Below are 25475 nucleotides of genomic sequence, written 5' to 3'. Positions count from 1 at the left end.
GACCTGCGAAGGGGCCCGGCGGCGACCGATGGTTGCCAGATGGCGGATGTCGTGCAAGGCTGCGGCATTGACGAAGATCTCCACGCCCCTCGGGGCCCCGCAGGAGAGCCGCGCCGCATGATCGTCCGGCCGCGCGCCCCGGGGTGTCCGAGCCCACGGGGTGTGATCGTGTTGACCGTCAAACTTTTTGGTGAGACGCTGAAAACCCCGCGCACCTGAGCTGTTCGGTAGAGCTGGTCACCAGCAGAACCGCAGTATTGAAGAGCCCTGCCGAGCGCCGCGGGTGCGATTCCCTGACGACGACCCACACCGCATCGGTCGGTCACTCATTGTGGAGGACCATCCATCATGGCAAAGGCGCTTCTCGGTTACGTCGGCGGTTCCGACCCGCGACTCCTCGCCGAGATGCGACGGCTCCAGCAGCGCGTCCAGGACCTGGAATCCGAGCTCACCCGGATCCAGGACGAGAACGACGCGCTGAACGCCGCCGCCCAGCACCAGGAGTCGCTGCTCGACAGCATCGACCTCGACGTACCCAAGGGCGAGCCCGCGCTGACCTGACCACGAGGGCCCTCACGGGCCGGTCGGGCCGGACCACGGCTCAGTAGCCTCGGAACATCTCTCTGATCAGCCCTGCGCACCGGCATCAGCATGTCCGCGTGTCGGCATGCGCCGCGCAGGGCCGCACGACCACGAGCAGAACCACAGGGACGCCTCGGCGTCCCTTTTTCTGTGCCCGGCCCCCACCCCTGGCGTACCGGTCGTCGCTTACCGTCTGATGTGCCCTGCACCTTCATCAGCGAAACCGACGGCGAAAGGTAGAGTCCGGCGGCGTGCACCTCAAGGCCCTGACCCTGCGTGGTTTCAAATCGTTCGCGTCCGCCACCACCCTGCGGTTCGAACCGGGGATCACCTGCGTCGTCGGGCCCAATGGATCAGGAAAGTCCAATGTGGTGGACGCGCTCTCCTGGGTCATGGGGGAACAGGGGGCCAAATCGCTGCGCGGCGGCAAGATGGAAGACGTGATCTTCGCCGGGACCACCGGGCGGCCCCCGCTCGGCCGCGCCGAAGTATCGCTGACCATCGACAATTCCGACGGCGCGCTGCCCATCGAGTACGCCGAAGTGACGATCACCCGGATCATGTTCCGCAATGGCGGCAGCGAATACCAGATCAACGGCGACACCTGCCGGCTGCTGGACATCCAGGAACTCCTCTCCGACTCCGGCATCGGCCGGGAAATGCACGTCATCGTCGGCCAGGGCCAGTTGGACTCCGTCCTGCACGCCGACCCGATGGGCCGCCGGGCGTTCATCGAGGAGGCCGCGGGGGTGCTCAAGCACCGCAAGCGCAAGGAGAAGGCGCTGCGGAAGCTGGACGCGATGGGCGCCAACCTCGCCCGCGTCCAGGACCTCACCGACGAACTGCGCCGCCAGCTCAAACCGCTCGGCCGCCAGGCCGCCGTCGCCCGCCGGGCCGCCGTCATCCAGGCAGATCTGCGCGACGCCCGTCTCCGGCTCCTCGCGGACGACCTGGTGATCCTGCGGGACGCCCTCCGCGACGAGATCGCCGACGAGGCCGAGCTGAAGAAGCGCAAGGAGGCGGCGGAGAGCGACCTCAGGGCCGCGCTGGCCCGGGAGGCCGAGCTGGAGGGCGAGGTGCGCCGCCTCGCGCCCCGGCTCCAGCGCGCCCAGCAGACCTGGTACGAGCTGTCCCAGCTGGCCGAGCGGGTCCGCGGCACGATCTCGCTGGCCGACGCCCGGGTCAGAAGCGCCACCCAGGTCCCCGCCGAGGAGCGCCGGGGCCGCGACCCGGAGGACCTGGAGCGCGAGGCCGCCCGGGTCCGCGAGCAGGAGGCGGAGCTGACGGCGTCCCTGGAGGCGGCCGAGCACGCGCTGGAGGACACCGCCGCCCACCGCGCCGACCTGGAGCGGGAACTGGCCGCCGAGGAGCGCCGGCTCAAGGACGCCGCCCGCGCCATCGCCGACCGCCGCGAAGGGCTCGCCCGGCTCAGCGGCCAGGTCAACGCGGCCCGGAGCCGGGCCGGTTCGGCGCAGGCGGAGATCGACCGGCTGGCCGCCTCCCGCGACGAGGCCCAGGAGCGCGCGCGGACCGCACAGCAGGAGTACGAGCAGCTCCAGGCCGAGGTGGACGGCCTGGACGCGGACGACGAGGAGCTGGCCGCCCGCCACGAGGCCGCCAAACGGGCCCTGGCCGACGCCCAGAGCGCCCACGGCGCCGCCCGCGACGAGGCCACGGCCGCCGAACGCAGCCGGGCGGCGGTCGCGGCCCGGCACGAGGCGCTGGCCCTGGGGCTGCGCCGCAAGGACGGTACGGGGGCGCTGCTGGGGGCCCGGGACCGGCTGACCGGCCTGCTCGGCCCGGCCGCCGAACTGCTGACCGTCGCGCCCGGCCACGAGGTCCCGGTCGCCGCCGCCCTCGGCGCCGCGGCGGACGCGGTGGCGGTCGCGGACCCGGCCACGGCCGCCGACGCGATCCGGCTCCTGCGCGAGCGGGACGCGGGGCGCGCGGCGATGCTGCTCGCGAGCGGAGCGGCGGACGAGCCGTCCGGGCCGGGGGCGCGGTCCGGTGCCGGGGCCGGGATGCCGTCCGCGTCCGGTGCCGATGCCGACGCCCGGTTCGCGTCCCGTTCCGGTGGCGAGGCTCGGGACGCGTCCGGTTCCGGTGTCCGTGCCGCCGCCGGTGTCGAAGCCCCGGTCGTCCCCGCCCCCGTCCCTGTCCCTGGTGCGGACGGCCGCCCCCTTCCCGTACCGGAGCAGTCCGGCGAGCACGGCCGGGGCGCGACCGCGGAAGCCGCGTCCGCCCCACTGCCCGCGCAGGGCCGTACCGGCCGCGCCCCCGCCGTCACCGCCCCCGCTGTAGCGGACCTGGTGAGCGGACCCGCCGCCTTGGTCGACGCCGTACGCCGTCTCGCGCGGGACATGGTCGTCGTGGCCACTCTGGAGGACGCCGAGGCGCTCGTCGCCACGCACCCGGAGCTGACCGCGGTGACCGGGGAAGGGGACGTCCTCTCCGCCCACTTCGCGCACGGCGGGTCCGCCGGGGCGCCCAGCCTCCTGGAGGTGCAGGCTTCTGTGGACGAGGCGGCGGCCGAGCTGGCCGGCCTGGCCGTGCGCTGCGAGGAGCTGGCCGAGGCCCAGCGGCTGGCGGGGGAGCGGCGCACGGAGTCGGCCGCGCTCGTCGAGGAGCTGGGGGAGCGCCGCCGGGCGGCCGAGCGGGAGAAGTCCGGGTACGCCCAGCAGCTCGGGCGGCTCGCCGGGCAGGCCCGGGGCGCGGCGGGCGAGGCCGAGCGCATGACCGCCTCCGCCGCCCGCGCCGAGGAGGCCCTGGAGCGGGCCACCGAGGAGGCCGAGGAGCTGGCGGAGCGGCTGCTGGTCGCCGAGGAGGCCCCGGTCGACGAGGAGCCCGACACCTCCGTACGGGACCGGCTCGCCGCCGACGGGGCCAACGCCCGCCAGACCGAGATGGAGGCCCGGCTCCAGGCCCGTACGCACGAGGAGCGGGTCAAGGCGCTGGCCGGGCGCGCCGACTCGCTGGACCGGGCGGCCCGCGCCGAACGGGAGGCCCGCGCCCGCGCCGAGCAGCGCCGGGCCCGGCTGCGCCACGAGGCGGCCGTGGCCGGTGCCGTCGCCTCGGGGGCCCGGCAGCTGCTGGCCCACGTCGAGGTGTCCCTCGTCCGCGCCGACGAGGAGCGGGCGTCGGCCGAGGCGGCGAAGGCGGGACGCGAGCGCGGGCTGGACGCCGAGCGGGTACGGGGCCGTGATCTGAAGGCCGAGCTGGACAAGCTCACCGACTCGGTCCACCGGGGCGAGGTGCTGGGCGCGGAGAAGCGGCTGCGCATCGAGCAGTTGGAGACGAAGGCCCTGGAGGAGCTGGGCGTCGAACCGGCGGGGCTGGTCTCCGAGTACGGGCCGGACCAGCCCGTGCCGCCGTCGCCCGCCGCCGAGGGCGAGGAACTGCCGGAGGATCCGGAGCATTCGCGTCACCAGCCGAAGGCCTTCGTCCGGGCCGAGCAGGAGAAGCGGCTGCGGGCGGCCGAACGGGCGTACCAGCAACTCGGGAAGGTGAATCCGCTCGCCCTCGAGGAGTTCTCGGCGCTGGAGGAACGGCACAAGTTCCTCTCCGAGCAGCTCGAAGACCTGAAGAAGACCCGGGCCGATCTGCTCCAGGTGATCAAGGAGGTCGACGAGCGGGTCGAGCAGGTCTTCACGGAGGCCTACCACGACACCGCCCGCCAGTTCGAGGGCGTCTTCGCCCGGCTCTTCCCCGGCGGCGAGGGGCGGCTGATCCTGACCGACCCGGACAACATGCTGGCCACCGGGGTGGACGTCGAGGCGCGTCCGCCGGGCAAGAAGGTGAAGCGGCTCTCGCTGCTCTCCGGCGGCGAGCGGTCCCTGACGGCCGTAGCGCTGCTGGTCTCGATCTTCAAGGCCCGGCCCAGCCCGTTCTACGTGATGGACGAGGTCGAGGCCGCGCTCGACGACACCAACCTCCAGCGGCTGATCCGGATCATGGAGGAGCTCCAGGAGAGCTCCCAGCTGATCGTGATCACGCACCAGAAGCGGACGATGGAGGTCGCCGACGCGCTGTACGGCGTGTCCATGCAGGGCGACGGGGTCTCCAAGGTCATCAGCCAGCGGCTGCGCTGACGCCCGGCCTTACGCCGGAGTGCGCCGGAGGGGCACGACACCCGTCGCGCGCTCCCGTGCAGACGGCGGCGGACCCGCTGTTTGGCTTCGTTTGTTGAAGGCATAGCCTCTGCGAAGTTGATTTTGCCTTCAAGTGGTGGCGGGGCGAATGTTGTGCCCCACTGGGAAGGCTCACCCCCCACGTCTGACTTGCGGCCAGGCATCAGGAGTTCATGTGACCAGCGCAGCGAACGGACCGGCGTCCGGAACCCGAGCGGCCCATCCGGACCACCTCGGCCACGTCATCTTCATCACCGCGGCCGCGGCGATGGGCGGCTTCCTCTTCGGCTACGACAGCTCCGTCATCAACGGGGCGGTCGAGGCCATCCGCGACCGCTACGACATCGGGTCCGGCACGCTGGCCCAGGTCATCGCCATCGCGCTGATCGGCTGCGCCATCGGCGCCGCGACCGCCGGACGGATCGCCGACCGGATCGGCCGTATCCGCTGCATGCAGATCGCCTCGGTGCTCTTCACCGCCAGCGCGATCGGCTCCGCCCTGCCGTTCGCCCTGTGGGACCTGGCGGTGTGGCGCATCATCGGCGGCTTCGCCATCGGCATGGCGTCCGTGATCGGCCCGGCCTACATCGCCGAGGTCTCCTCGCCCGCCTACCGCGGCCGCCTCGGCTCCTTCCAGCAGGCCGCGATCGTCATCGGCATCGCCGTCTCCCAGCTGGTCAACTACGCCGTCCTCCAGATCGCCGACGGCGACCAGCGCGGTGAGATCCTCGGCCTGGAGGCCTGGCAGTGGATGCTCGGCGTGATGGTCGTCCCGGCCGTCCTGTACGGGGTCCTCTCCTTCGCGATCCCCGAGTCGCCGCGCTTCCTCATCTCGGTCGGCAAGAAGGCCGAGGCGCGCAAGATCCTCGGAGAGGTCGAAGGCGAGAACATCGACCTCGACGCCCGGGTGGCCGAGATCGAGACGGCCATGCACAGCGAGCACAAGCCCTCCTTCAAGGACCTGCTCGGCAACCGCTTCTTCTTCCTGCCCATCGTCTGGGTCGGCATCGGTCTGTCGATGTTCCAGCAGCTCGTCGGCATCAACGTGGCGTTCTACTACTCGGCGACGCTGTGGCAGTCCGTGGGCATCGACCCGAGTGGGTCGTTCTTCTACTCCTTCACCACCTCGATCATCAACATCATCGGCACGGTGATCGCGATGGTGCTGGTGGACCGGGTGGGCCGCAGGCCGCTCGCCCTCGTCGGCTCCGTCGGCATGGCGCTCGCGCTGGCCGTCGAGGCCTGGGCCTTCTCCGCCGACCTGGTCGACGGCAAGCTGCCCACCACCCAGGGTGTCGTCGCGCTGGTCGCCGCCCACGTCTTCGTGCTCTTCTTCGCCCTGTCGTGGGGTGTCGTCGTCTGGGTCTTCCTGGGGGAGATGTTCCCCAACCGCCTGCGCGCCGCGGCCCTCGGCGTCGCCGTCTTCGCCCAGTGGATCGCCAACTGGGCGATCACCGCCAGCTTCCCGAGCCTGGCCGACTGGAACCTCTCGGGGACGTACATCATCTACACCTGCTTCGCCGTGCTCTCGATCCCCTTCGTGCTCAAGTTCGTGAAGGAGACCAAGGGCAAGTCGCTGGAGGAGATGGGCTGACCTCCGCGGCCCCGCTTTCCGACCGGCCGCCCCGGCTCACTCCCGAGCCGGGGCGGCGGGCTTTCCCGCCGCCTCGCAGAACAGCCGCAGGCTCCGCCACCCCTCCTCCACCGGCATCCCGCCGCACAGCGGATGCAGCACCAGGGAGTCCGCGTCCAGCGCCGCCAGCTCCCGCGGCGTGACGATCCGGTACACCCCCTCCTCGCGCAGCTCCGCCACCGTGGCCGCAGCCGAGCGCACCGCCGAGCGGATGTCCTTGGACTGCCAGGACGCGTACGTCCGCGCCTCGTGCAGCAGATGCTCCCCGTACAGCGCCCACGTCCGCTCCGGATCCTCCGAGACGTGCAGCAGCTGGGTGCGCTCCGCGGGCATCATGCAGAAGCCCTCCGTGCCGTACTCCGCGCACCGCTCCCGGTAGTACGCCTCCAGCTCCGGCAGATGCGCGCTCGGGAACAGCGGCAGCCCCAGCCGCGCCGCCCGCCGCGCCGCCGCCCGCGAGCTGCCGCCGACCAGCAGCATCGGGTGCGGCCGCGTGCAGGGGCGCGGGGTGACGCGTACCGTACGGCCCCGGTACGAGAAGGGCTCACCCGTCCACGCGGACAGCAGCGTCTCCAGCAGCTCGTCCTGGAGCCTGCCGCGCCGCCCCCACTCCACACCCGCCCGCTCGTACTCCTCGGGGCGGTAGCCGATCCCCGCCACCGTCACCAGCCGCCCCGCGCTCAGCAGGTCGAGCACCGCGATGTCCTCGGCGAGGCGCAGCGGGTCGTGCAGCGGCCCGATGACGGCCGAGACGGTCACCGTGATCCGGCGGGTCGCGCCGAGGACCGCCCCGGCGAAGGTGAACGGCGAGGGCAGCCAGGAGTTCGCCGCCCCGTGGTGCTCCTCGGTCTGGACCGTGTCGAGGCCGTGTTCGTCCGCGTACGCCGCCATCTCCAGCGCGGCGCGGTAGCGGGCCGACAGGGATACGGGGGTGGCGTCGGGCTCGACGAGATTGAACCGGACCACGGTGAAGGCCATCAGGGGCGTCCCTTCGCCTGAGTGCGTGCGGGGGCAGCGGACGGGGCAGTGGGCGGGACGCACCGTAGCTGACGTAGCGTCAGAAAGGTAGGGCCCCGGCGCCCCGATTGCCGCCAAAAGGTGCATAAGGCTTCCCCGGATCGCCAGGTGGCCGCCGGGGCGGCGCCCGTCCGGCGGCCGTGGCCGATACTGGATCCGTTATGGAAATCGTCATCCTTGTTGTAGTCATCGCCCTGGTCGCGGTCGGCCTGATCAGCGGGCTCGTGGTCAGCAGCCGCAAGAAGAAGCAGCTGCCGCCCCCGCCGCCGTCCGCGCCGACCATCACCCCTCCCGCCGAGCCGCACGTCGGCGAGGAGGCCGAGACGCCGCGCGACGAAGCGCGGCGCACCATCGACGAGGTCGGCCTTCCGGACGCCACCGCCCCCGTCGCGGAACCCCCGGTCGCCGAGGAGCCCGCGGCCCCCGCGCTGGAGGTCCCCGAGCCCACCGAAGGGCGGCTCGTCCGGCTGCGGGCCCGCCTCGCGCGCTCGCAGAACTCCCTGGGCAAGGGGCTCTTGACCCTGCTCTCCCGGGACAACCTCGACGAGGACACCTGGGAGGAGATCGAGGACACCCTCCTCACCGCCGACGTCGGCGTCGCCCCCACCCAGGAACTGGTCGAGCGGCTCCGCGAGCGCGTCCGGGTGCTCGGCACCCGGACCCCCGAGGACCTGCGCGCCCTGCTCCGCGAGGAGCTGATCACCCTGCTCGGCCCGGACCTCGACCGCGAGGTCAGGACCGAGGGCGGCGCCGAGACCCCCGGCGTCGTCATGGTCGTCGGCGTCAACGGCACCGGCAAGACCACCACCACCGGCAAGCTCGCCCGGGTCCTCGTCGCCGACGGCCGCAGCGTGGTCCTCGGCGCGGCCGACACCTTCCGCGCCGCCGCCGCCGACCAGCTCCAGACCTGGGGCGAGCGCGTCGGAGCCCGTACGGTCCGCGGGCCCGAGGGCGGCGACCCCGCGTCGATCGCCTACGACGCGGTGAAGGAAGGCATCGCCGAGGGCGCCGACGTCGTCCTCATCGACACCGCGGGCCGCCTGCACACCAAGACCGGCCTGATGGACGAGCTGGGCAAGGTCAAGCGCGTCGTGGAGAAGCACGGCCCGCTGGACGAGGTGCTGCTGGTCCTCGACGCCACCACCGGCCAGAACGGTCTCGTCCAGGCCCGCGTCTTCGCGGAGGTCGTGGACATCACCGGCATCGTCCTGACCAAGCTGGACGGCACCGCCAAGGGCGGCATCGTCATCGCGGTCCAGCGCGAGCTGGGCGTACCGGTGAAGCTGATCGGTCTCGGCGAGGGCCCGGACGACCTGGCGCCGTTCGAGTCGGGGGCCTTCGTGGACGCTCTGATCGGCGACTGACTCCACCCCGGCACGGGGGGCGGGGGGGGGGGGGGCCCCCGCGCCGCCCCCCCCCGGCCCGCCCGGGGGCGCGGGGGGGGGGGGGCCGGCCCCCGGGGGGGCGGGGGGGGGGCCGCGCGGGGGGGCGGGGGGGGCGGGGGGGCCGCGGGCCCCCCCCCCCCGGCGCCGGGGGGGGGGGGGGCGCCCCCCCCGGCCCCCCCCCCCCCCGTCCGCCGTCTTCGGTCCCGGAGGCCGGTGGAGCCACCGGCTCTAGAGCCGGTGGCTGACGTAGGCCAGGGTCCCCAGCAGCAGCCGTGCCTGCGGGGGAGCGGCCGCCGTGTCCAGCACCGGCGGGCGCAGCCAGGCCACCGGGCCCAGGCCGCCGAGGTCGGAGGGCGGGGCGGTGATGTGCGCCCCGGGGCCCAGGGCGCGCAGGTCCAGGCCCGCGTCGTCCCAGCCCATCCGGTAGAGCAGCGCGGGCAGTTCGGCGGCGGCGCCCGGGGCGACGAAGAACTGCGCCCGCCCGGTCGGGGTCACCGCGACCGGACCCAGCGGCAGCCCCATCCGCTCCATCCGCACCAGTGCCCGCCGTCCGGCCTGCTCCGCGACCTCCAGCACGTCGAAGGAGCGGCCCACCGGCAGCAGCATCGCCGCGCCCGGGGTCTCGGCCCAGGCGTCCGCCGCCCGGTCCAGGCCGGTGCCCGCCGGGACCTCCCGGGCGAACCCCAGCGGGTGGGCGCCGGGCGCGGGGCACACCGGATCGCCGCACGAGCAGGCGCCGGCCGCGGCCCGCGCCCCGGGGGCGACGGCCCACCCCCACAGTCCGGTGTACTCGGCCACCGCCATGCCCTCGGCGCCGCGGCCGCGCCGCCGCGCGCCGGATCGCATCTCCCGGATACCGCCGATCGTGAAGCCCATGCCCCCTCCAACGGGTCCGACTGGCCGGTGGTTACGAACCGCTGTAATCGGGTAACCCTCCGTCGCTGAAACGCGGTTGAGCGCGATTGAGTGGTGCGCGCGGTGGTACGCGAGGGAGTGCGGCACGGCGTGTGCGCTCCCGAACGCTTCCGTCCGCCCGCTCTCCCTCGTGGTGGTCCAAGTCAAGCGCGCCCGGCGGCAGTCGGGTTCATTCGAAGGGGTGGCGAATGGTGGCGTTTCTGCAATTCCCCTCGCGAGAGGGGTGATCGTAGGATTACCGTCGGTACACGAACCTGGGAGTATGGGCGCCACGGGTATGCCGCAGGCAACCCGATTTCCTGTTCGACGGTGGCCGGATTCCTCACGGGCGGCACCGATGCACGGCATTCTGACAGTTGGTTCGCGCGAAGAGGTTTCGGCGGGATGGGGGGCGTTCCAGTGAGTGGCAGCGGCGCAGGCGACACGGATGCCGGCAAGCGTCCCAACGGGCAGTTGGGATCATGGTTCGTGCGCAGCGGCTGGTCGAAGGGCGAGCTGGCACGACAGGTCAACCGGCGGGCACGCCAGATGGGCGCCCATCACATCAGCACCGACACCTCCCGGGTGCGGCGCTGGCTGGACGGGGAGCAGCCGCGGGAGCCGATCCCGCGCATCCTCTCCGAGCTGTTCTCCGAACGCTTCGGCGCCGTCGTCGCCGTCGAGGACCTCGGGCTGCGCACCGCGCACCAGTCACCCTCGGTGGCCGGAGTCGACCTGCCCTGGGCGGGTCCGCAGACCGTCGCCCTGCTCAGCGAGTTCTCCCGCAGCGACCTGATGCTCGCCCGGCGCGGCTTCCTCGGCAGCTCCCTCGCGCTGGCCGCGGGCCCCGCCCTCATCGAACCCATGCAGCGCTGGCTGGTGCCCGCGCCCGCCCAGGGGCCGGGCGAACAGGAGTCCCCGGCCGCCGCCCGCCGGCCCTCCCGCCTCTCCCCGCCCGAGCTGGACCTGCTGGAGTCGACCACCGCGATGTTCCGGCAGTGGGACGCCCAGTGCGGTGGCGGACTGCGCCGTAAGGCCGTCGTCGGACAGCTCCACGAGGTCACCGACCTCCTCCAGGAGCCCCAGCCCGGCCCCACCTCCCAGCGGCTGTTCCGCTGCGCCGCCGAACTGGCCGAGCTGGCGGGCTGGATGAGCTACGACGTAGGACTCCAGCCCACCGCCCAGAAGTACTTCGTGCTCGCCCTGCACGCCGCCAAGGAGGCCGGGGACAAGCCGCTCGGCAGCTACATCCTCTCCAGCATGAGCCGCCAGATGATCCACCTCGGCCGCCCCGACGACGCCCTGGAGCTGATCCACCTCGCCCAGTACGGCAGCCGGGAGTGCGCCACCTCCCGCACCCAGGCCATGCTGTATGCGATGGAGGCCCGCGCCTACGCCAACATGGGCCAGCCCAGCAAGTGCAAGCGGGCCGTGCGGATGGCCGAGGACACCTTCCTGGACGCCGGACTCGACGGCGAGCCCGAGCCCGACTGGATCCGCTTCTTCTCCGAGGCCGAACTCAACGGGGAGAACGCCCACTCCTACCGTGACCTGGCCTATGTCGCGGGCCGCAGCCCCACCTACGCCTCGCTCTCCGAGCCCGTCATGGAGAAGGCCGTCGAGCTGTTCGGCGAGGACGACGAGCACCAGCGCTCCTACGCGCTCAACCTCATCGGCATGGCCACCGTCCACCTCCTCCAGCGCGAGCCGGAGCAGTCCACCGTGCTCGCCGGGCAGGCCCTGAAGATCGCCAAGAAGGTCCGCTCCGAGCGGGTCAACACCCGGCTGCGCAAGACCGTCGACACCGCCGCCAGGGACTTCGGCGACGTCGCCGACGTCGCCCGGCTCACCGAACTGCTCCACGAACAGCTGCCGGAGACCGCCGAAGCGGTCTGACCGGCACCACCAGGCCCCGGCCACGGCGCCCTTCCGTACAGCCCGACTCGGCTCCCCCATCGCCTGGTCACCCGGAAGGACGCCGTGGCCGGTCCCGTTCCGCCGCCCCGGGCGTTTCGGCCGCACCGTATGCGGCCCGCGCCGCATGGTAGGCAGGGCGCCGGACGCGCCACCCCGTATTCATTCGGCCGTAACACGCGCTCCCTCTTCGTCACGCTCGCGAAACATCGTGCGGCATCCCCGGAAACGGCGTTCGGTCAGTCTCGTGGCCCACGGAGGGTGTCCGGCGGACGCCCCCGACCGGCCCGCACCCCTGTTCCAGTGGTCCCGCAGCATCCCCCGCACGCCGCGGCCGCTCCGACGACAAGGAGACGCCGATGCCCCCAGGCATCACGACGCTTGCCGCAGACGCCCCCGAGCTGTCTGCCGCCAACACCGGGTTCATGCTCATCTGCACGGCCCTGGTGATGCTCATGACCCCCGGCCTCGCCTTCTTCTACGGCGGCATGGTCCGGGTCAAGAGCACCCTCAACATGCTGATGATGAGCTTCATCAGCCTCGGGATCGTCACGGTCCTGTGGGTGCTCTACGGGTTCAGCATGGCCTTCGGCACGGACATCGGCTCGGTCATCGGCTGGAGCGGCGACTACGTCGGCCTCAGCGGGATCGGCGTCACCGAACTCTGGGACGGCTACACCATCCCGGTCTACGTCTTCGCCGCCTTCCAGCTGATGTTCGCCGTCCTCACCCCGGCCCTCATCAGCGGGGCGCTCGCCGACCGGGTCAAGTTCACCGCCTGGGCGCTGTTCATCGTCCTGTGGGTCACCGTCGTCTACTTCCCCGTGGCCCACTGGGTCTGGGGCTCGGGCGGCTGGCTCTTCGAGATGGGCGTCATCGACTTCGCCGGCGGCACGGCGGTGCACATCAACGCGGGCGCTGCGGCCCTCGGCGTCATCCTCGTCATCGGCAAGCGCATCGGCTTCAAGAAGGACCCGATGCGCCCGCACAGCCTGCCGCTCGTCATGCTCGGCGCGGCCCTCCTGTGGTTCGGCTGGTTCGGCTTCAACGCCGGGTCCTGGCTCGGCAACGACGACGGCGTCGGCGCCGTCATGTTCCTCAACACCCAGGTCGCCACCGCCGCCGCCGTCCTCGGCTGGCTGATCTACGAGAAGCTCCGCCACGGCTCCTTCACCACCCTCGGCGCCGCCTCCGGCGCGGTCTCCGGGCTCGTCGCCATCACCCCCGCGGGTGGTTCCGTCTCCCCGCTCGGCGCCCTCGCCATCGGCGTCGTCGCCGGTGTCCTGTGCGCCATGGCGGTCGGCCTGAAGTACAAGTTCGGCTACGACGACTCCCTGGACGTCGTCGGCGTCCACCTCGTCGGCGGTGTCATCGGCTCGATCCTGGTCGGCTTCTTCGCCACCGGAGGCGTCCAGTCCGACGCCGCGGGCCTCTTCTACGGCGGCGGTGTCGAGCAGCTCGGCAAGCAGGTCGTCGGCGTCGTCGCGGTCCTCGCGTACTCTCTCGTCGTCTCCGGCCTCATCGCCCTGGTGCTCCACAAGACCATCGGGATGCGGGTCCCCGAGGACGACGAGGTCTCCGGCATCGACCAGGTCGAGCACGCCGAGACCGCGTACGACTTCAGCGGCACCGGCGGCGGCTCGGTCTCCCGCACCACCGCCCCCGCCCCCGCCCCCGACACCACAGCAGTACCGAAGGCAAAGAAGGTGGACGCATGAAGCTCATCACCGCGGTCGTGAAGCCCCACCGGCTGGACGAGATCAAGGAGGCCCTCCAGGCCTTCGGCGTCCAGGGGCTCACCGTCACCGAGGCCAGCGGTTACGGGCGTCAGCGCGGCCACACCGAGGTCTACCGGGGCGCGGAGTACACCGTCGACCTCGTCCCCAAGATCCGCATCGAGGTCCTGGTCGAGGACGAGGACGCCGAACAGCTCATCGAGGTCGTCGTCAAGGCCGCCCGGACCGGCAAGATCGGAGACGGCAAGGTCTGGAGCGTCCCGGTCGACACCGCCGTCCGCGTGCGGACCGGCGAACGCGGCCCGGACGCCCTCTGACCGACGGCCCCACCGAACGGAAGGCACCTGGGTGACGAGCACCGAAGCGATCACCGAAAGCGAAGACTCGGGACCCAGCGGCTACGCGGCGGCCCGGCTGCGCCTCCTCCAGCAGGAGGCGCGGTCCGGGCCGCCGCGCCGTGCGGCCCTCGCCCGCCTCACCGACGACTGGCTCACCGGCCTGTTCACCGCGGCCGCGAACCGCGCCGGAGTGCGCGGCGCCGCCCTGGTCGCCGTCGGCGGCTACGGCCGCGGCGAGCTGTCCCCGCGCAGCGACCTCGACCTGCTCCTCCTGCACGACGGCAGCGCCGACCCGGCGGCCATCTCCGCCCTCGCCGACGCGGTCTGGTACCCGGTCTGGGACCTGGGCCTCGCCCTCGACCACTCCGTACGCACGCCCGGCGAGGCCCGGAAGACGGCCGGGGAGGACCTCAAGGTCCAGCTCGGGCTGCTGGACGCCCGCCCGGTCGCCGGGGACCTCGGCCTCGTCGCCTCCCTGCGCACCGCGGTCCTCGCCGACTGGCGCAACCAGGCCCCCCGACGTCTGCCCGCCCTCCACGAGCTGTGCCAGGAGCGGGCGGCACGGACGGGCGAGCTCCAGTTCCTCCTGGAACCCGACCTGAAGGAGGCCCGCGGCGGCCTCCGCGACGCCACCGCCCTGCGCGCCGTGGCCGCCTCCTGGGTCGCCGACGCCCCGCGTGAAGGACTCGACCGGGCCCGCCGCACCCTCCTGGACGCCCGCGACGCCCTCCACCTCACCACCGGGCGCGCCACCGACCGCCTCGCGCTCCAGGAACAGGACCAGGTCGCCCAGGCCCTCGGCCTGCTCGACGCCGACGTCCTGCTGCGCCAGGTCTACGAGGCCGCGCGGACGGTCTCGTACGCCACCGACGTCACCTGGCGCGAGGTCAACCGGGTCCTGCGCGCCCGCTCCGCCCGCCCCAGGCTCCGCGCCCTGTTCGGCGGCGGCCTCGGCGCCCGGCCCGCCCCCGAGCGCACCCCGCTCGCCGACGGCGTGGTGGAGGCGGACGGCGAAGTGGTCCTCGCCCGCGCCGCCCGCCCCGAGCGCGACCCCGTCCTCCCCCTGCGCGCCGCCGCGGCCGCCGCCGAGGCCGCGCTGCCGCTCTCCCGCCACCTCGTCCGGCACCTGGCGGCCACCGCCCCGCCGCTGCCCGTCCCCTGGCCGCCCGAGGCCCGCGAGGAGCTGGTCACCCTGCTCGGCGCCGGGGAGGCCACCGTCGCCGTCTGGGAGGCCCTCGAAGCGGAAGGGCTCATCACCCGGCTGCTGCCCGACTGGGAACGCGTCCACTGCCGCCCCCAGCGCAACCCCGTCCACACCTGGACCGTCGACCGGCACCTGGTGGAGACCGCCGTCCGCGCCGCCTCCCTCACCCGCCGCGTCCACCGCCCCGACCTCCTCCTGGTCGCCGCCCTCCTCCACGACATCGGCAAGGGCTGGCCCGGCGACCACTCGGTGGCCGGAGAGGTCATCGCCCGGGACATGGCGACCCGGATCGGCTTCGACCAGCACGACGTGGGCGTCATCGCCACCCTCGTACGCCACCACCTGCTGCTCGTCGATACCGCCACCCGGCGCGACCTGGACGACCCCGCCACCGTGCGGGCCGTCGCCGGGGCCGTCTCCAGCGCCTCCACCCTGGAGCTGCTGCACGCCCTCACCGAGGCCGACGCGCTGGCCACCGGCCCCGCCGCCTGGTCCGCCTGGCGCGCCTCCCTCGTCACCGACCTGGTCAAACGTGTCGGGGCCGTCCTCGCCGGGGAGGCCCCCGAGGCACCCGAGGAGGCGGCCCCCAGCGCCGAGCACGAACGGCTCGCGATCAAGGCCCTGCGCACCGGCGAACCCGCCCTCGCCCTGCACACCCGGCCCGAGGAGCCCGCCGAGGACGGCGAGGCCCCGCCCGTCGGCGTCGAACTCCTCATCGCCCTGCCCGACCGCCCCGGCGTGCTGCCCGCCGCCGCCGGCGTCCTCGCCCTGCACCGCCTCACCGTGCGCGCCGCCGACCTGCGCGCGGTGGAGCTGCCCAACGAGGTGGGGGAGCGGGCGGACCTGCTGCTGCTCAGCTGGCGGGTGGCGGCCGAGTACGGGTCGCTCCCGCAGGCCGCCCGGCTCCGCGCCGACCTCGTACGCGCCCTGGACGGCTCCCTGGACATCCGGGCGCGCCTCGCCGAGCGGGAGGCCGCCTACCCGCGCAGGCGCGGGGTGAAGGCCCCGCCGCCCCGGGTGACCGTCGCCGCGGCGGGCTCCCGCCGCGCCACCGTCATCGAGGTCCGCGCCCAGGACGCCCCGGGGCTGCTGCACCGCATCGGCAACGCCCTGGAGGGCAGCGCCGTACGGGTGCGCAGCGCCCACGTCTCCACCCTCGGCGCCAACGCCGTGGACGCCTTCTACGTCACCGGCACCGACGGCGAACCCCTGCCGGAGATCCGGGCCGCCGAAGTGGCCCGGGAGATCGAGAAGGGCCTTGGCTGACCCCGTACCGACAGGCCCTCGCCCGGCGGGTTCCGGGCGAGGGCTTGGTGTTCTCCGGGGGCCGGATACCCTGGAGGGCGACCGACCTGCCCCGCCCCCGACCCCGAGGACCGACGAGCGCCGTGTTCGATACTCTCTCCGACCGCCTTAGCGCGACTTTCAAGAACCTCAGGGGCAAGGGCCGCTTGTCCGAGGCCGACATCGACGCCACGGCACGCGAGATCCGTATCGCCCTGCTGGAAGCCGACGTCGCCCTGCCCGTGGTCCGGGCCTTCATCGCCAACGTCAAGGAGCGGGCGCGCGGCGCCGAGGTCTCCCAGGCCCTCAACCCCGCCCAGCAGGTCGTCAAGATCGTCAACGAGGAGCTCGTCGCGATCCTCGGCGGCGAGACCCGGCGGCTGCGGTTCGCCAAGACCGCGCCCACCGTGATCATGCTCGCCGGTCTCCAGGGCGCCGGCAAGACGACGCTGGCCGGAAAGCTCGGCCTCTGGCTCAAGGGCCAGGGCCACTCCCCGCTGCTCGTCGCCTGCGACCTCCAGCGGCCCAACGCCGTCAACCAGTTGAGCGTCGTCGCCGACCGCGCCGGGGTCGCGGTCTACGCCCCCGAGCCGGGCAACGGCGTCGGCGACCCGGTGCGGGTCGCCAAGGACTCCATCGAGTTCGCCCGGTCCAAGGTCCACGACATCGTCATCGTGGACACCGCGGGACGTCTCGGCATCGACCAGGAGCTGATGCGGCAGGCCGCGGACATCCGCGACGCCGTCAGCCCTGACGAGATCCTCTTCGTGGTCGACGCGATGATCGGTCAGGACGCGGTCAACACCGCCGAGGCCTTCCGCGACGGCGTCGGCTTCGACGGCGTGGTGCTCTCCAAGCTCGACGGCGACGCCCGCGGTGGTGCGGCCCTGTCGATCGCCCACGTCACCGGCAAGCAGATCATGTTCGCGTCGAACGGCGAGAAGCTGGAGGACTTCGACGCGTTCCACCCGGACCGCATGGCCTCCCGCATCCTCGACATGGGTGACCTGCTCACCCTGATCGAGCAGGCCGAGAAGACGTTCAGCCAGGAAGAGGCCGCCAAAATGGCCTCGAAGCTCCAGTCGAGCAAGGGTGGCAAGGACTTCACCCTCGACGACTTCCTGGCCCAGATGGAGCAGGTCCGCAAGATGGGCTCCATCTCCAAGCTGCTCGGAATGCTGCCCGGCATGGGGCAGATCAAGGACCAGATCAACAACATCGACGAGCGCGACGTCGACCGCACCGCCGCGATCATCAAGTCGATGACGCCCAAGGAGCGCGCCGAGCCGACGATCATCAACGGCTCCCGCCGGGCCCGGATCGCCAAGGGTTCGGGCGTCGAGGTCTCCGTCGTCAAGAGCCTGGTGGAGCGCTTCTTCGAGGCTCGCAAGATGATGTCGAAGATGGCCCAGGGCGGCGGCATGCCCGGGATGCCGGGGATTCCCGGCATGGGCGGTGGCCCCGGCCGTCAGAAGAAGCAGGTCAAGCAGGCCAAGGGCAAGCGCAAGAGCGGCAACCCGATGAAGCGCAAGGCCGAGGAGGCCGCCGCCGCGGAGCGCCGCGAGAAGGCAGCCCAGGGCGGCGGCGCGCTCGGCCTGCCCGCCCAGGACGGCAAGAACTTCGAGCTCCCGGACGAGTTCAAGAAGTTCATGTAGGACCCGCTCAGGCGAGCATGGGCAGCAGGTGAGCACGGGTAAAGGGCGCCCTTGAGAGAGGGCGCCCCTTACCCATGTCCCCGGCGAAGCCCCCTCAGGTCACGCACACCAGGTAGCGGAACACGTTCGGCATCCACACCGTGCCGTCCTGCCGCCGGTACGGATGCAGGGCCTCCGCGACCTCCTTCTCCACCTGGGAGCGGTCCGTGGCCCGTACGGCGGCGTCGAACAGCCCCGTCGACAGCAGCCCGCGCACCGCGCTGTTCACGTCCGCGTAGCCGAACGGGCAGGACACCCGCCCCGAACCGTCCGGCTTCAGACCGGCCCGCGCCGCCACGTCCTCCAGGTCGTCCCGCAGCGTGGGACGCCAGCCTCCCTCAGCCGTACGCGACGGGCGCGCGGACTCCGCCATCCGGGCGGCCACCCGCAGCACCTCCGCCGTGGCGCACCGCTCCGGCGGACCCCATCCGGTCAGCACCACGCTCGCGCCCCGGACGGCCAGCGGCACGGCCGACTCCAGCGCGGGCACCAGCCCCTCGGAGTCACCGGCCACGCAGCCGATCGGCTCGAAGACCGTGATCAGGTCGTACGGAGCCCCCTCCGCCCCGGCGGCACCGCCGTCCTCCAGCAGCCGGGCCCGACGCCGGGCCGGACCCGCGGAGTGCGCGGGCGCCTCCTCCCGGTCCGCCTCCGGCAGCAGCCGCGCCCGCGCCAGGGCCAGCCGCTCCCGGTCCGAGTCCACCCCCGTGACCTGCGCCCCCCGGGCCGCCGCGACGAGCATCGCCAGCCCGGAACCGCAGCCGAGCGACAGCATCCGGGTGGCGGCCCCGACTTCCAGCCGGTCGTACACCGCCTCGTGCAGCGGTGCCAGCATGCGCTCCTGGATCTCGGCCCAGTCGCGTGCGCGGGTACCGGCGCCCGCCGCCGCGGAGGAATCCGCGTGCCGGAGGTTCCGGACGAGCGTTGGTGTCATGGAAAGCGCCCCAATCCGCCAAGAGATCGATCGTGCCCGAGTGGAAGGCCCCCCGCGTGCGTCGCCCGCACGCACCCCGTATGCCAGGGAACTGCGCATCCGCCGTCCCGTCCAGGGGGCGTGGAGCACTGCCCGCGTACCCCGGTCGTGCGCCCCGCCCCGCGTCCGGTCTCCGAACAGTCTGACCCGACACCCCGCGCCGGGCACCTCGAACGGGGCGAGGGGTAGTCTCACCGGCGGCTCCACGCGAACCGCCGGGCCCCGGCGCACCGCTCGGCCGGTCCCCGGCGCGCGGCGGACGCTACGCACCACCTTGGTGCGAGCTGTGTGTCTTCTCCGCAGTTCCGCCCACGCGCCCGCGTCCGGACGCATCAAGGGCACATCCAGGGCAACTGACTGGTACGTGCAAATTATTTGGGATGCCCCGGAATAGGAACACCGGGGCACCCGGGCTCGTTATCACGACGTGAGCACGACACCACCTGTACTTGCCGCAGAGCTGGCACAGGCGTGGGCCGACATTCAGCGGCACCACCCCGAGCTGCCCGATCTCGCCGCGCCCGAGTCCCTGATCGGAGAGTCCTCGTCCGCCTGTGGCGCCGAGCTCTCCTTCGAGCGACTGCTCCACGAGGCAGTCCACGGCATCGCTGCCGCGAGAGGTGTCCGCGACACCTCCCGCGCCGGCCGCTACCACAACCGACGCTTCCTCGCGATCGCCGAGGAGCTGGGCCTCGATCACGCCGAGGAACCCCACCCCAGCAGCGGCTTCTCCCTGGTCACACTGGTTCCGGAAGCCAAGCGCCGCTACCGCCCGACCATCGAGCGGCTGCACCGCGCGCTCAAGGCGCACACCGTCGCCACCGCCGCCGACACCAAGCGCTCCTTCCGCGGGCCCGCCGCCCGGCACGGCTCCTCCGGAGGCGGCGTGCGGGTCAAGGCCGTCTGCGACTGCGGACGCAACGTCCGCGTCGTGCCCTCGGTCCTGGCGCAGGCGCCGATCGTGTGCGGCGGCTGCGGAAAGCCCTTCCGGATCCCGGAAGCGGCGGTCGCGGTGGGGTGAGTCCGCGTGGTGTGGCACAATAACCAGCTGTACTCGACAGCCGCACAGGACCCCTCTCTCCTCCGGCTGACGCGTCCATCGGGCACCCGAGTACCGCAACCCCACGTGGCATCTTCGTTGTGCCCAACCACGTCAGAGACCAGGAGACACCACTTCCGTGGCAGTCAAGATCAAGCTGAAGCGTCTGGGCAAGATCCGTTCGCCTCACTACCGCATCGTCGTCGCCGACTCCCGTACCCGCCGTGACGGCCGGGCCATCGAGGAGATCGGCCTGTACCACCCGGTGCAGAACCCGTCGCGCATCGAGGTCAACTCGGAGCGCGCGCAGTACTGGCTGTCCGTCGGCGCCCAGCCGACCGAGCCGGTCCTCGCGATCCTCAAGCTCACCGGTGACTGGCAGGCCCACAAGGGTCTCCCGGCCCCCGCGCCGCTGCTCCAGCCGGAGCCCAAGGCGGACAAGCGCGCACTGTTCGAGGCGCTGTCCGCGGACGGCGACGAGGCCAAGGGTGAGGCCATCACCCCCAAGGCCAAGAAGTCCGACAAGAAGGCGGACGAGGCGGCTGACGCCGCTGAGTCCACCGAGTCGACCGAGGCCTGAGCATGCTCGAGGAGGCTCTCGAGCACCTCGTGAAGGGCATTGTCGACAATCCCGACGACGTGCAGGTCGCCTCGCGCACCCTGCGCCGCGGGCGCGTGCTGGAGGTCCGGGTCCACCCCGAGGACCTCGGCAAGGTGATCGGCCGCAACGGCCGCACCGCCCGCGCCCTGCGTACGGTCGTGGGTGCCATCGGCGGCCGTGGGATCCGCGTCGACCTCGTCGATGTGGACCAGGTTCGCTGAGAGAAGTCGAACACCGGCCAGGGCCGGGGAGGGCCTTCGGGCCGTCCCCGGCCTTTGTCGTCGGCCACCGGGGGCGCCACGGCGTCCGCACCCCATCAATTCGGAGAACAGCGTGCAGTTGGTAGTCGCGCGGATCGGCCGCGCCCACGGCATCAAGGGCGAGGTCACCGTCGAGGTACGAACGGACGAGCCGGAGCTGCGGCTCGGCCCCGGCGCGGTCCTCGCCACCGAACCGGCGGCGACGGGTCCGCTGACCATCGCGTCCGGCCGGGTCCACAGCGGCAGGCTGCTGCTGCGCTTCGAGGGCGTGGGCGACCGCAGCGCCGCCGAGGCACTGCGCAACACCCTGCTCATCGCCGAGGTGGACCCCGACGAACTCCCCGAGGAAGAGGACGAGTTCTACGACCACCAGTTGATCGACCTCGATGTGGTGCTCGCCGACGGCACGGAGATCGGCCGGATCACCGAGATCTCCCACCTGCCCTCCCAGGACCTGTTCATCGTGGAGCGCCCCGACGGCAGCGAGGTGATGATCCCCTTCGTCGAGGAGATCGTCACCGGGATCGACCTGGAGGAGCAGCGTGCCGTCATCGCCCCGCCGCCCGGCCTGATCGACGAGAGCGAGGCCGTGGTGGCGTCCGCGCGCGACGAGGACGCGACGCCGGAGGACCAGCACGCGAGGCCGGAAGGCCGGGACGAGGCGCCGGAGAAGCGGGACAGGGCGACGGAAGGCCGGGACGAGACACCGGAGGAGCGGGACAAGGCGCCGGGAGACCGGGGCGAGACGCCGAAGGGCGACGCCTGATGCGGCTCGACGTCGTCACGATCTTCCCCGAGTACCTGGACCCGCTGAACGTCTCCCTCGTCGGCAAGGCCCGCGCCCGCGGCGTCCTCGACGTCCACGTGCACGACCTGCGCGGGTGGACCCACGACCGGCACAACACGGTCGACGACACCCCCTACGGCGGCGGCCCCGGCATGGTCATGAAGACCGAGCCCTGGGGCGACGCGCTGGACCAGATCCTGGCCGACGGCTACGAGAGCGGGGCGCACGACCCGGTGCTGGTCGTGCCCACCCCCAGCGGCCGCCCCTTCACCCAGGAGCTCGCCGTCGAACTGTCCGCCGCACCGTGGCTGGTCTTCACCCCGGCGCGGTACGAGGGCATCGACCGCCGGGTGGCCGACGAGTACGCCACCCGGCTGCGGGTCGTCGAGGTCTCCATCGGGGACTACGTGCTGGCCGGCGGCGAGGCCGCCGTCCTGGTGATCACGGAGGCCGTCGCCCGGCTGCTGCCCGGCGTCCTCGGCAACGCCGAGTCCCACCAGGACGACTCCTTCGCCCCGGGCGCCATGGCCAACCTCCTGGAAGGTCCCGTCTACACCAAGCCCCCGCAGTGGCGCGGCCGGTCCATCCCCGACGTCCTGCTCAGCGGCCACCACGGCAGGATCGCGCGCTGGCGGCGGGACCAGGCCTTCGCCCGCACCGCCCTGAACCGGCCGGACCTGATCGAGCGGTGCGAGGCGGGCGTCTTCGACAAGAAGGACCGCGAGATCCTCTCCATCCTGGGCTTCGCCCCGGAGCCCGGCGGCCGATTTTGGCGCAGGCCCGGTGCCGTGGAACAATAGGCCGCTGCTGTACGTCCGGTGTGCGCCCCTGCCACAGGGGGAAAGACGCCCGCCCGACGCGATCAGCGCCCGAACTCTTCAACGACCTTGCCGTCGATGACCTGTGGCATCGGCGAAGAAAGCAGACATCATGACCTCCCTGCTCGATGGCGTCAACGCCGCCTCCCTCCGTACGGACGTCCCGGCGTTCCGCCCCGGTGACACCGTCAACGTCCACGTGCGCGTGATCGAGGGCAACCGCTCCCGTATCCAGCAGTTCAAGGGCGTCGTCATCCGCCGCCAGGGCGCGGGCGTCAGCGAGACCTTCACGGTCCGCAAGGTCTCCTTCAGCGTCGGCGTCGAGCGCACCTTCCCGGTGCACAGCCCGATCTTCGAGAAGATCGAGCTGGTCACCCGCGGTGACGTCCGCCGCGCCAAGCTGTACTTCCTCCGTGAGCTGCGCGGCAAGGCCGCGAAGATCAAGGAGAAGCGCGACAACTGAGCTGCCGCACGCGTCCACAGGACGGCCGGATAAGCTTCGGCCGCGATGGACACGCAAGCAGAGCACTCGAAGCGCGGTCGCGCCCCGGAACCCGGCACGGGTCCTGGGGCGCGATCGCGCTTCTCGCGTGTCCGGGGCCGGATCGCCTCCGTCCTCTCCTGGCGGCGGGTGCTCACCGGGACGATCGCGGCGGTCCTCGCCCTGCTGCTGTTCAGCGCCTACGTGGTCCAGCCCTTCCTGATCCCCAGCGGCTCGATGGAACCCACCCTGCGGGTCGGCGACCGGCTCCTGGTGAACAAACTGGCCTACCGCTTCGGCGAGGAGCCCCGCCGGGGCGACGTGGTGGTCTTCGACGGGACCGGCTCCTTCGTACGGGAGGACCCCGCCACCAACCCGGTGGCCGGGCTGCTGCGCGGCGCGGCCGCCTCCCTGGGCCTCACCGAGCCCGCCGACACCGACTTCGTGAAACGCGTGGTGGGCGTGGGCGGTGACCGGGTGGTCTGCTGCGACGCGCGGGGGCGGGCCGAGGTGAACGGCACCGCCGTCGACGAGCCGTATCTGCACCCCGGTGACACCGCCTCCCGGGTGCCGTTCGACATCGTCGTGCCCGCCGGGACCCTGTGGATGATGGGCGACCACCGCAGCCGCTCCAGCGACTCCCGGGACCACCTCGGATCGCCCGGCGGCGGCATGGTCCCCGTCGACCGGGTGACCGGCCGCGTGGACTGGCTGGGCTGGCCCCCGGCCCGGATCGGCTCGCTGGAGGGGACCGGCGCCTTCGACGGCGTACGGGGACCCGGCGGGGCGCATGGGTAACCGCGGCCGCCCGCGCGGCGCACGCGGCCCCGACGCGGCCGGCCCCACCGGCGGCAGACCCGCCACGCCACGCTCCCTGCCCACCCGGGCGGAGCGCCGCAGGCTCGCCAAGAAGGTCCGGCGCAAGCGCCGCAGGTCCGCGGTGAAGGAGATTCCCGTCCTCGTCGTCGTGGCGCTGATGATCGCGCTCGTCCTGAAGACCTTCCTGGTCCAGGCGTTCGTCATCCCGTCCGGGTCGATGGAACAGACGATCAGGATCGGCGACCGGGTCCTGGTCGACAAACTGACCCCGTGGTTCGGGTCGAAGCCGGAGCGCGGCGACGTCGTCGTCTTCAAGGACCCCGGCGGCTGGCTCCAGCGGGAGAACCCCGGACAGGAGAAGGACCCGCCGGTCGGCGTGAAACAGGCGACGCAACTGCTGACGTTCATCGGACTGCTGCCCTCCGACGACGAGCAGGACCTGATCAAGCGGGTCATCGCGGTCGGCGGCGACACCGTGAAGTGCTGCGGCGAGGACGGCCGCGTCACCGTCAACGGCGTACCGCTGGCGGAGACGTATCTGCACCCCGACGACCGCCCCTCGACCATCCCGTTCGAGGTGAAGGTCCCCCAGGGGCGCCTCTTCATGATGGGCGACCACCGGTCCGACTCCGCCGACTCCCGCTTCCACCTGAACGAACCCGACCGCGGCACGGTCGCCGAGAACGAGGTCGTGGGACGGGCCGTCGTGATCGCCTGGCCCTTCGGACACTGGAGCACACTCGAACAGCGCGACGCCTTCAGCGCGGTCCCGGACGCACGTGACGCGGCGGCCGCCGGGGCGGACCCGTCGCATAGTGTGGCACCTCCGGATCGACACGGAATGGTCCGGCTCCCGACCCCTGCGGAACTCCCGCTCGTTATGGGAGTGGTGGGCCTGCACCGGATCGGGCGCGGGCCGTGGCACGGATTGAGGAGTGGATGTGGGGGATTTGGCGGTCGGCGCACGATCCGGACACGAGGAACCCGAGGACGGGCCGGGGCGCGACGAGTCCCCCGCGGCAGGAGGAGCGGACGGGACGGCGGATGATTCCGTCCCGGCGGACAGCGGCGCCGCGCCGCCCAAGAAGCATCGTTCCTTCTGGGTGGAGCTGCCGCTGCTGGTCGGTATCGCCCTCGTTCTCGCCCTGCTGATCAAGACGTTTCTGGTCCAGGCGTTCTCGATCCCCTCGGACTCGATGCAGAACACCCTCCAGCGGGGCGACCGGGTGCTGGTCGACAAGCTGACCCCCTGGTTCGGCTCCGAGCCGGAGCGCGGCGAGGTCGTGGTCTTCCACGACCCGGGCGGCTGGCTGGAGGACACCGTGACCCCCGAGCCCAACGCCGTGCAGAAGTTCCTGAGCTTCATCGGTCTGATGCCCTCCTCCGAGGAGAAGGACCTGATCAAGCGGGTCATCGCGGTCGGCGGCGACACCGTGGAGTGCAAGGAGAACGGTCCGGTCACGGTCAACGGGAAGTCGCTGGACGAGAAGTCGTTCATCTTCCCCGGCAACACCCCGTGCAACGACCGGCCCTTCGGCCCGATCGAAGTGCCCGACGGCCGGATCTTCGTCATGGGCGACCACCGGCAGAACTCCCTGGACTCGCGCTACCACCAGGAGCTCCCCGGCCAGGGCACCGTCTCCAACGACGAGGTCGTCGGCCGCGCCGTCGCCGTCGCCTGGCCCCTGGGACGCTGGGCGACCCTGCCCGTCCCGGACACCTTCGACCAGCCCGGCCTGAACGCCGCCGCGGCCATGGCACCCGCGGCACTGGGCGTAGCCGGAGCGGTGCCCATCGTGTTGTGGCGCCGCAGGAGGCTGACCGGCGGGCGTACCGCCGGGTAGGGTGCCCACTCGGATCAGCGATGACCGATCTCCGACGGGGGAGCG

The 25475-nt window shown here is 72.5% G+C and carries 21 protein-coding genes; 18 read left to right on the top strand and 3 right to left on the bottom strand.

Annotated elements, in window-relative coordinates; translation table 11 throughout:
• Positions 1-348 precede the first annotated feature (348 nt).
• The 3 genes from ACIRRU_RS00580 (at position 349) to ACIRRU_RS00570 (ending at position 6303) form a co-directional block, all read left to right on the top strand.
• Complete coding sequence (locus ACIRRU_RS00580; RefSeq protein ID WP_363205223.1) at positions 349-561, top strand: hypothetical protein; 213 nt, start codon at positions 349-351, stop codon at positions 559-561.
• Between the two features lie 272 nt (positions 562-833).
• Positions 834-4670, top strand: coding sequence for an AAA family ATPase (locus ACIRRU_RS00575; RefSeq protein ID WP_403674407.1), 3837 nt, complete (start codon positions 834-836; stop codon positions 4668-4670).
• Between the two features lie 214 nt (positions 4671-4884).
• Positions 4885-6303, top strand: coding sequence for a sugar porter family MFS transporter (locus ACIRRU_RS00570; protein ID WP_403674405.1), 1419 nt, complete (start codon positions 4885-4887; stop codon positions 6301-6303).
• A gap of 36 nt (positions 6304-6339) precedes the next feature.
• Here ACIRRU_RS00570 and ACIRRU_RS00565 read toward each other — a convergent pair whose 3' ends face one another.
• Positions 6340-7320, bottom strand: coding sequence for an LLM class flavin-dependent oxidoreductase (locus tag ACIRRU_RS00565; protein ID WP_403674402.1), 981 nt, complete (start codon positions 7318-7320; stop codon positions 6340-6342).
• A 200-nt stretch (positions 7321-7520) separates the two neighbouring features.
• Here ACIRRU_RS00565 and ftsY point away from each other — a divergent pair, with 200 nt between their 5' ends.
• Positions 7521-8723, top strand: a complete 1203-nt coding sequence (gene ftsY, locus ACIRRU_RS00560) for a signal recognition particle-docking protein FtsY (protein ID WP_363205226.1) — start codon at positions 7521-7523, stop codon at positions 8721-8723.
• Between the two features lie 249 nt (positions 8724-8972).
• Here ftsY and ACIRRU_RS00555 read toward each other — a convergent pair whose 3' ends face one another.
• The gene (locus ACIRRU_RS00555) at positions 8973-9620 is read right to left on the bottom strand and encodes a bifunctional DNA primase/polymerase (protein ID WP_403674398.1); all 648 of its coding nucleotides are present in this window, start codon (positions 9618-9620) and stop codon (positions 8973-8975) included.
• Positions 9621-10058: 438 nt separating this feature from the next.
• Here ACIRRU_RS00555 and ACIRRU_RS00550 point away from each other — a divergent pair, with 438 nt between their 5' ends.
• From ACIRRU_RS00550 to ffh, 5 genes are all read left to right on the top strand, one after another.
• A complete protein-coding gene (locus ACIRRU_RS00550; RefSeq protein ID WP_403674396.1) occupies positions 10059-11534 on the top strand; it encodes a hypothetical protein in 1476 nt (491 codons plus the stop codon).
• 377 nt (positions 11535-11911) lie between these two features.
• A complete protein-coding gene (locus ACIRRU_RS00545; RefSeq protein WP_403674394.1) occupies positions 11912-13270 on the top strand; it encodes an ammonium transporter in 1359 nt (452 codons plus the stop codon).
• Positions 13267-13605, top strand: a complete 339-nt coding sequence (locus ACIRRU_RS00540; protein WP_006127894.1) for a P-II family nitrogen regulator — start codon at positions 13267-13269, stop codon at positions 13603-13605. The genes ACIRRU_RS00545 and ACIRRU_RS00540 overlap by 4 nt, the downstream gene beginning before the upstream one ends.
• 31 nt (positions 13606-13636) lie before the next feature.
• Entirely contained in the window at positions 13637-16096 is a 2460-nt protein-coding gene (locus ACIRRU_RS00535; RefSeq protein ID WP_403674392.1) for a [protein-PII] uridylyltransferase, read from the top strand.
• A 122-nt stretch (positions 16097-16218) separates the two neighbouring features.
• Positions 16219-17769, top strand: coding sequence for a signal recognition particle protein (gene ffh, locus ACIRRU_RS00530; protein ID WP_363204382.1), 1551 nt, complete (start codon positions 16219-16221; stop codon positions 17767-17769).
• Between the two features lie 94 nt (positions 17770-17863).
• Here ffh and ACIRRU_RS00525 read toward each other — a convergent pair whose 3' ends face one another.
• A complete protein-coding gene (locus ACIRRU_RS00525; protein WP_403674390.1) occupies positions 17864-18742 on the bottom strand; it encodes a methyltransferase domain-containing protein in 879 nt (292 codons plus the stop codon).
• A 466-nt stretch (positions 18743-19208) separates the two neighbouring features.
• On the opposite strand from ACIRRU_RS00525, the gene ACIRRU_RS00520 reads away from it, so the two are divergent.
• From ACIRRU_RS00520 to lepB (ACIRRU_RS00480), 9 genes are all read left to right on the top strand, one after another.
• Entirely contained in the window at positions 19209-19802 is a 594-nt protein-coding gene (locus ACIRRU_RS00520; RefSeq protein ID WP_363204380.1) for a hypothetical protein, read from the top strand.
• 157 nt (positions 19803-19959) lie between these two features.
• Entirely contained in the window at positions 19960-20400 is a 441-nt protein-coding gene (gene rpsP, locus ACIRRU_RS00515; RefSeq protein WP_006127898.1) for a 30S ribosomal protein S16, read from the top strand.
• Between the two features lie 2 nt (positions 20401-20402).
• Complete coding sequence (locus tag ACIRRU_RS00510) at positions 20403-20642, top strand: RNA-binding protein (RefSeq protein WP_066978740.1); 240 nt, start codon at positions 20403-20405, stop codon at positions 20640-20642.
• Positions 20643-20754: 112 nt separating this feature from the next.
• Positions 20755-21447 (top strand): ribosome maturation factor RimM, encoded by a 693-nt coding sequence (rimM, locus tag ACIRRU_RS00505; protein WP_403674386.1) that lies wholly within the window; start codon positions 20755-20757, stop codon positions 21445-21447.
• A complete protein-coding gene (trmD, locus tag ACIRRU_RS00500; RefSeq protein ID WP_403674383.1) occupies positions 21447-22268 on the top strand; it encodes a tRNA (guanosine(37)-N1)-methyltransferase TrmD in 822 nt (273 codons plus the stop codon). Before rimM ends, trmD begins: the two co-directional genes overlap by 1 nt.
• Before the next feature lie 130 nt (positions 22269-22398).
• The gene (gene rplS / locus ACIRRU_RS00495; protein ID WP_363204377.1) at positions 22399-22749 is read left to right on the top strand and encodes a 50S ribosomal protein L19; all 351 of its coding nucleotides are present in this window, start codon (positions 22399-22401) and stop codon (positions 22747-22749) included.
• 45 nt (positions 22750-22794) lie between these two features.
• A complete protein-coding gene (gene lepB, locus ACIRRU_RS00490; protein WP_403674381.1) occupies positions 22795-23565 on the top strand; it encodes a signal peptidase I in 771 nt (256 codons plus the stop codon).
• Positions 23558-24634: a signal peptidase I gene (gene lepB / locus ACIRRU_RS00485; protein WP_403674379.1), complete on the top strand. Its 1077-nt coding sequence runs from the start codon at positions 23558-23560 to the stop codon at positions 24632-24634. The genes lepB (ACIRRU_RS00490) and lepB (ACIRRU_RS00485) overlap by 8 nt, the downstream gene beginning before the upstream one ends.
• Positions 24537-25430: a signal peptidase I gene (lepB, locus tag ACIRRU_RS00480; protein WP_363204390.1), complete on the top strand. Its 894-nt coding sequence runs from the start codon at positions 24537-24539 to the stop codon at positions 25428-25430. The genes lepB (ACIRRU_RS00485) and lepB (ACIRRU_RS00480) overlap by 98 nt, the downstream gene beginning before the upstream one ends.
• Positions 25431-25475 lie beyond the last annotated feature (45 nt).

The sequence above is a fragment of the Streptomyces sp. NPDC101181 genome, assembly GCF_044767975.1.
Taxonomy (GTDB): Bacteria; Actinomycetota; Actinomycetes; order Streptomycetales; family Streptomycetaceae; genus Streptomyces.
Note: the sequence above shows the minus strand (reverse complement) of the source record. Positions and strands in the feature narration are given on the sequence as shown.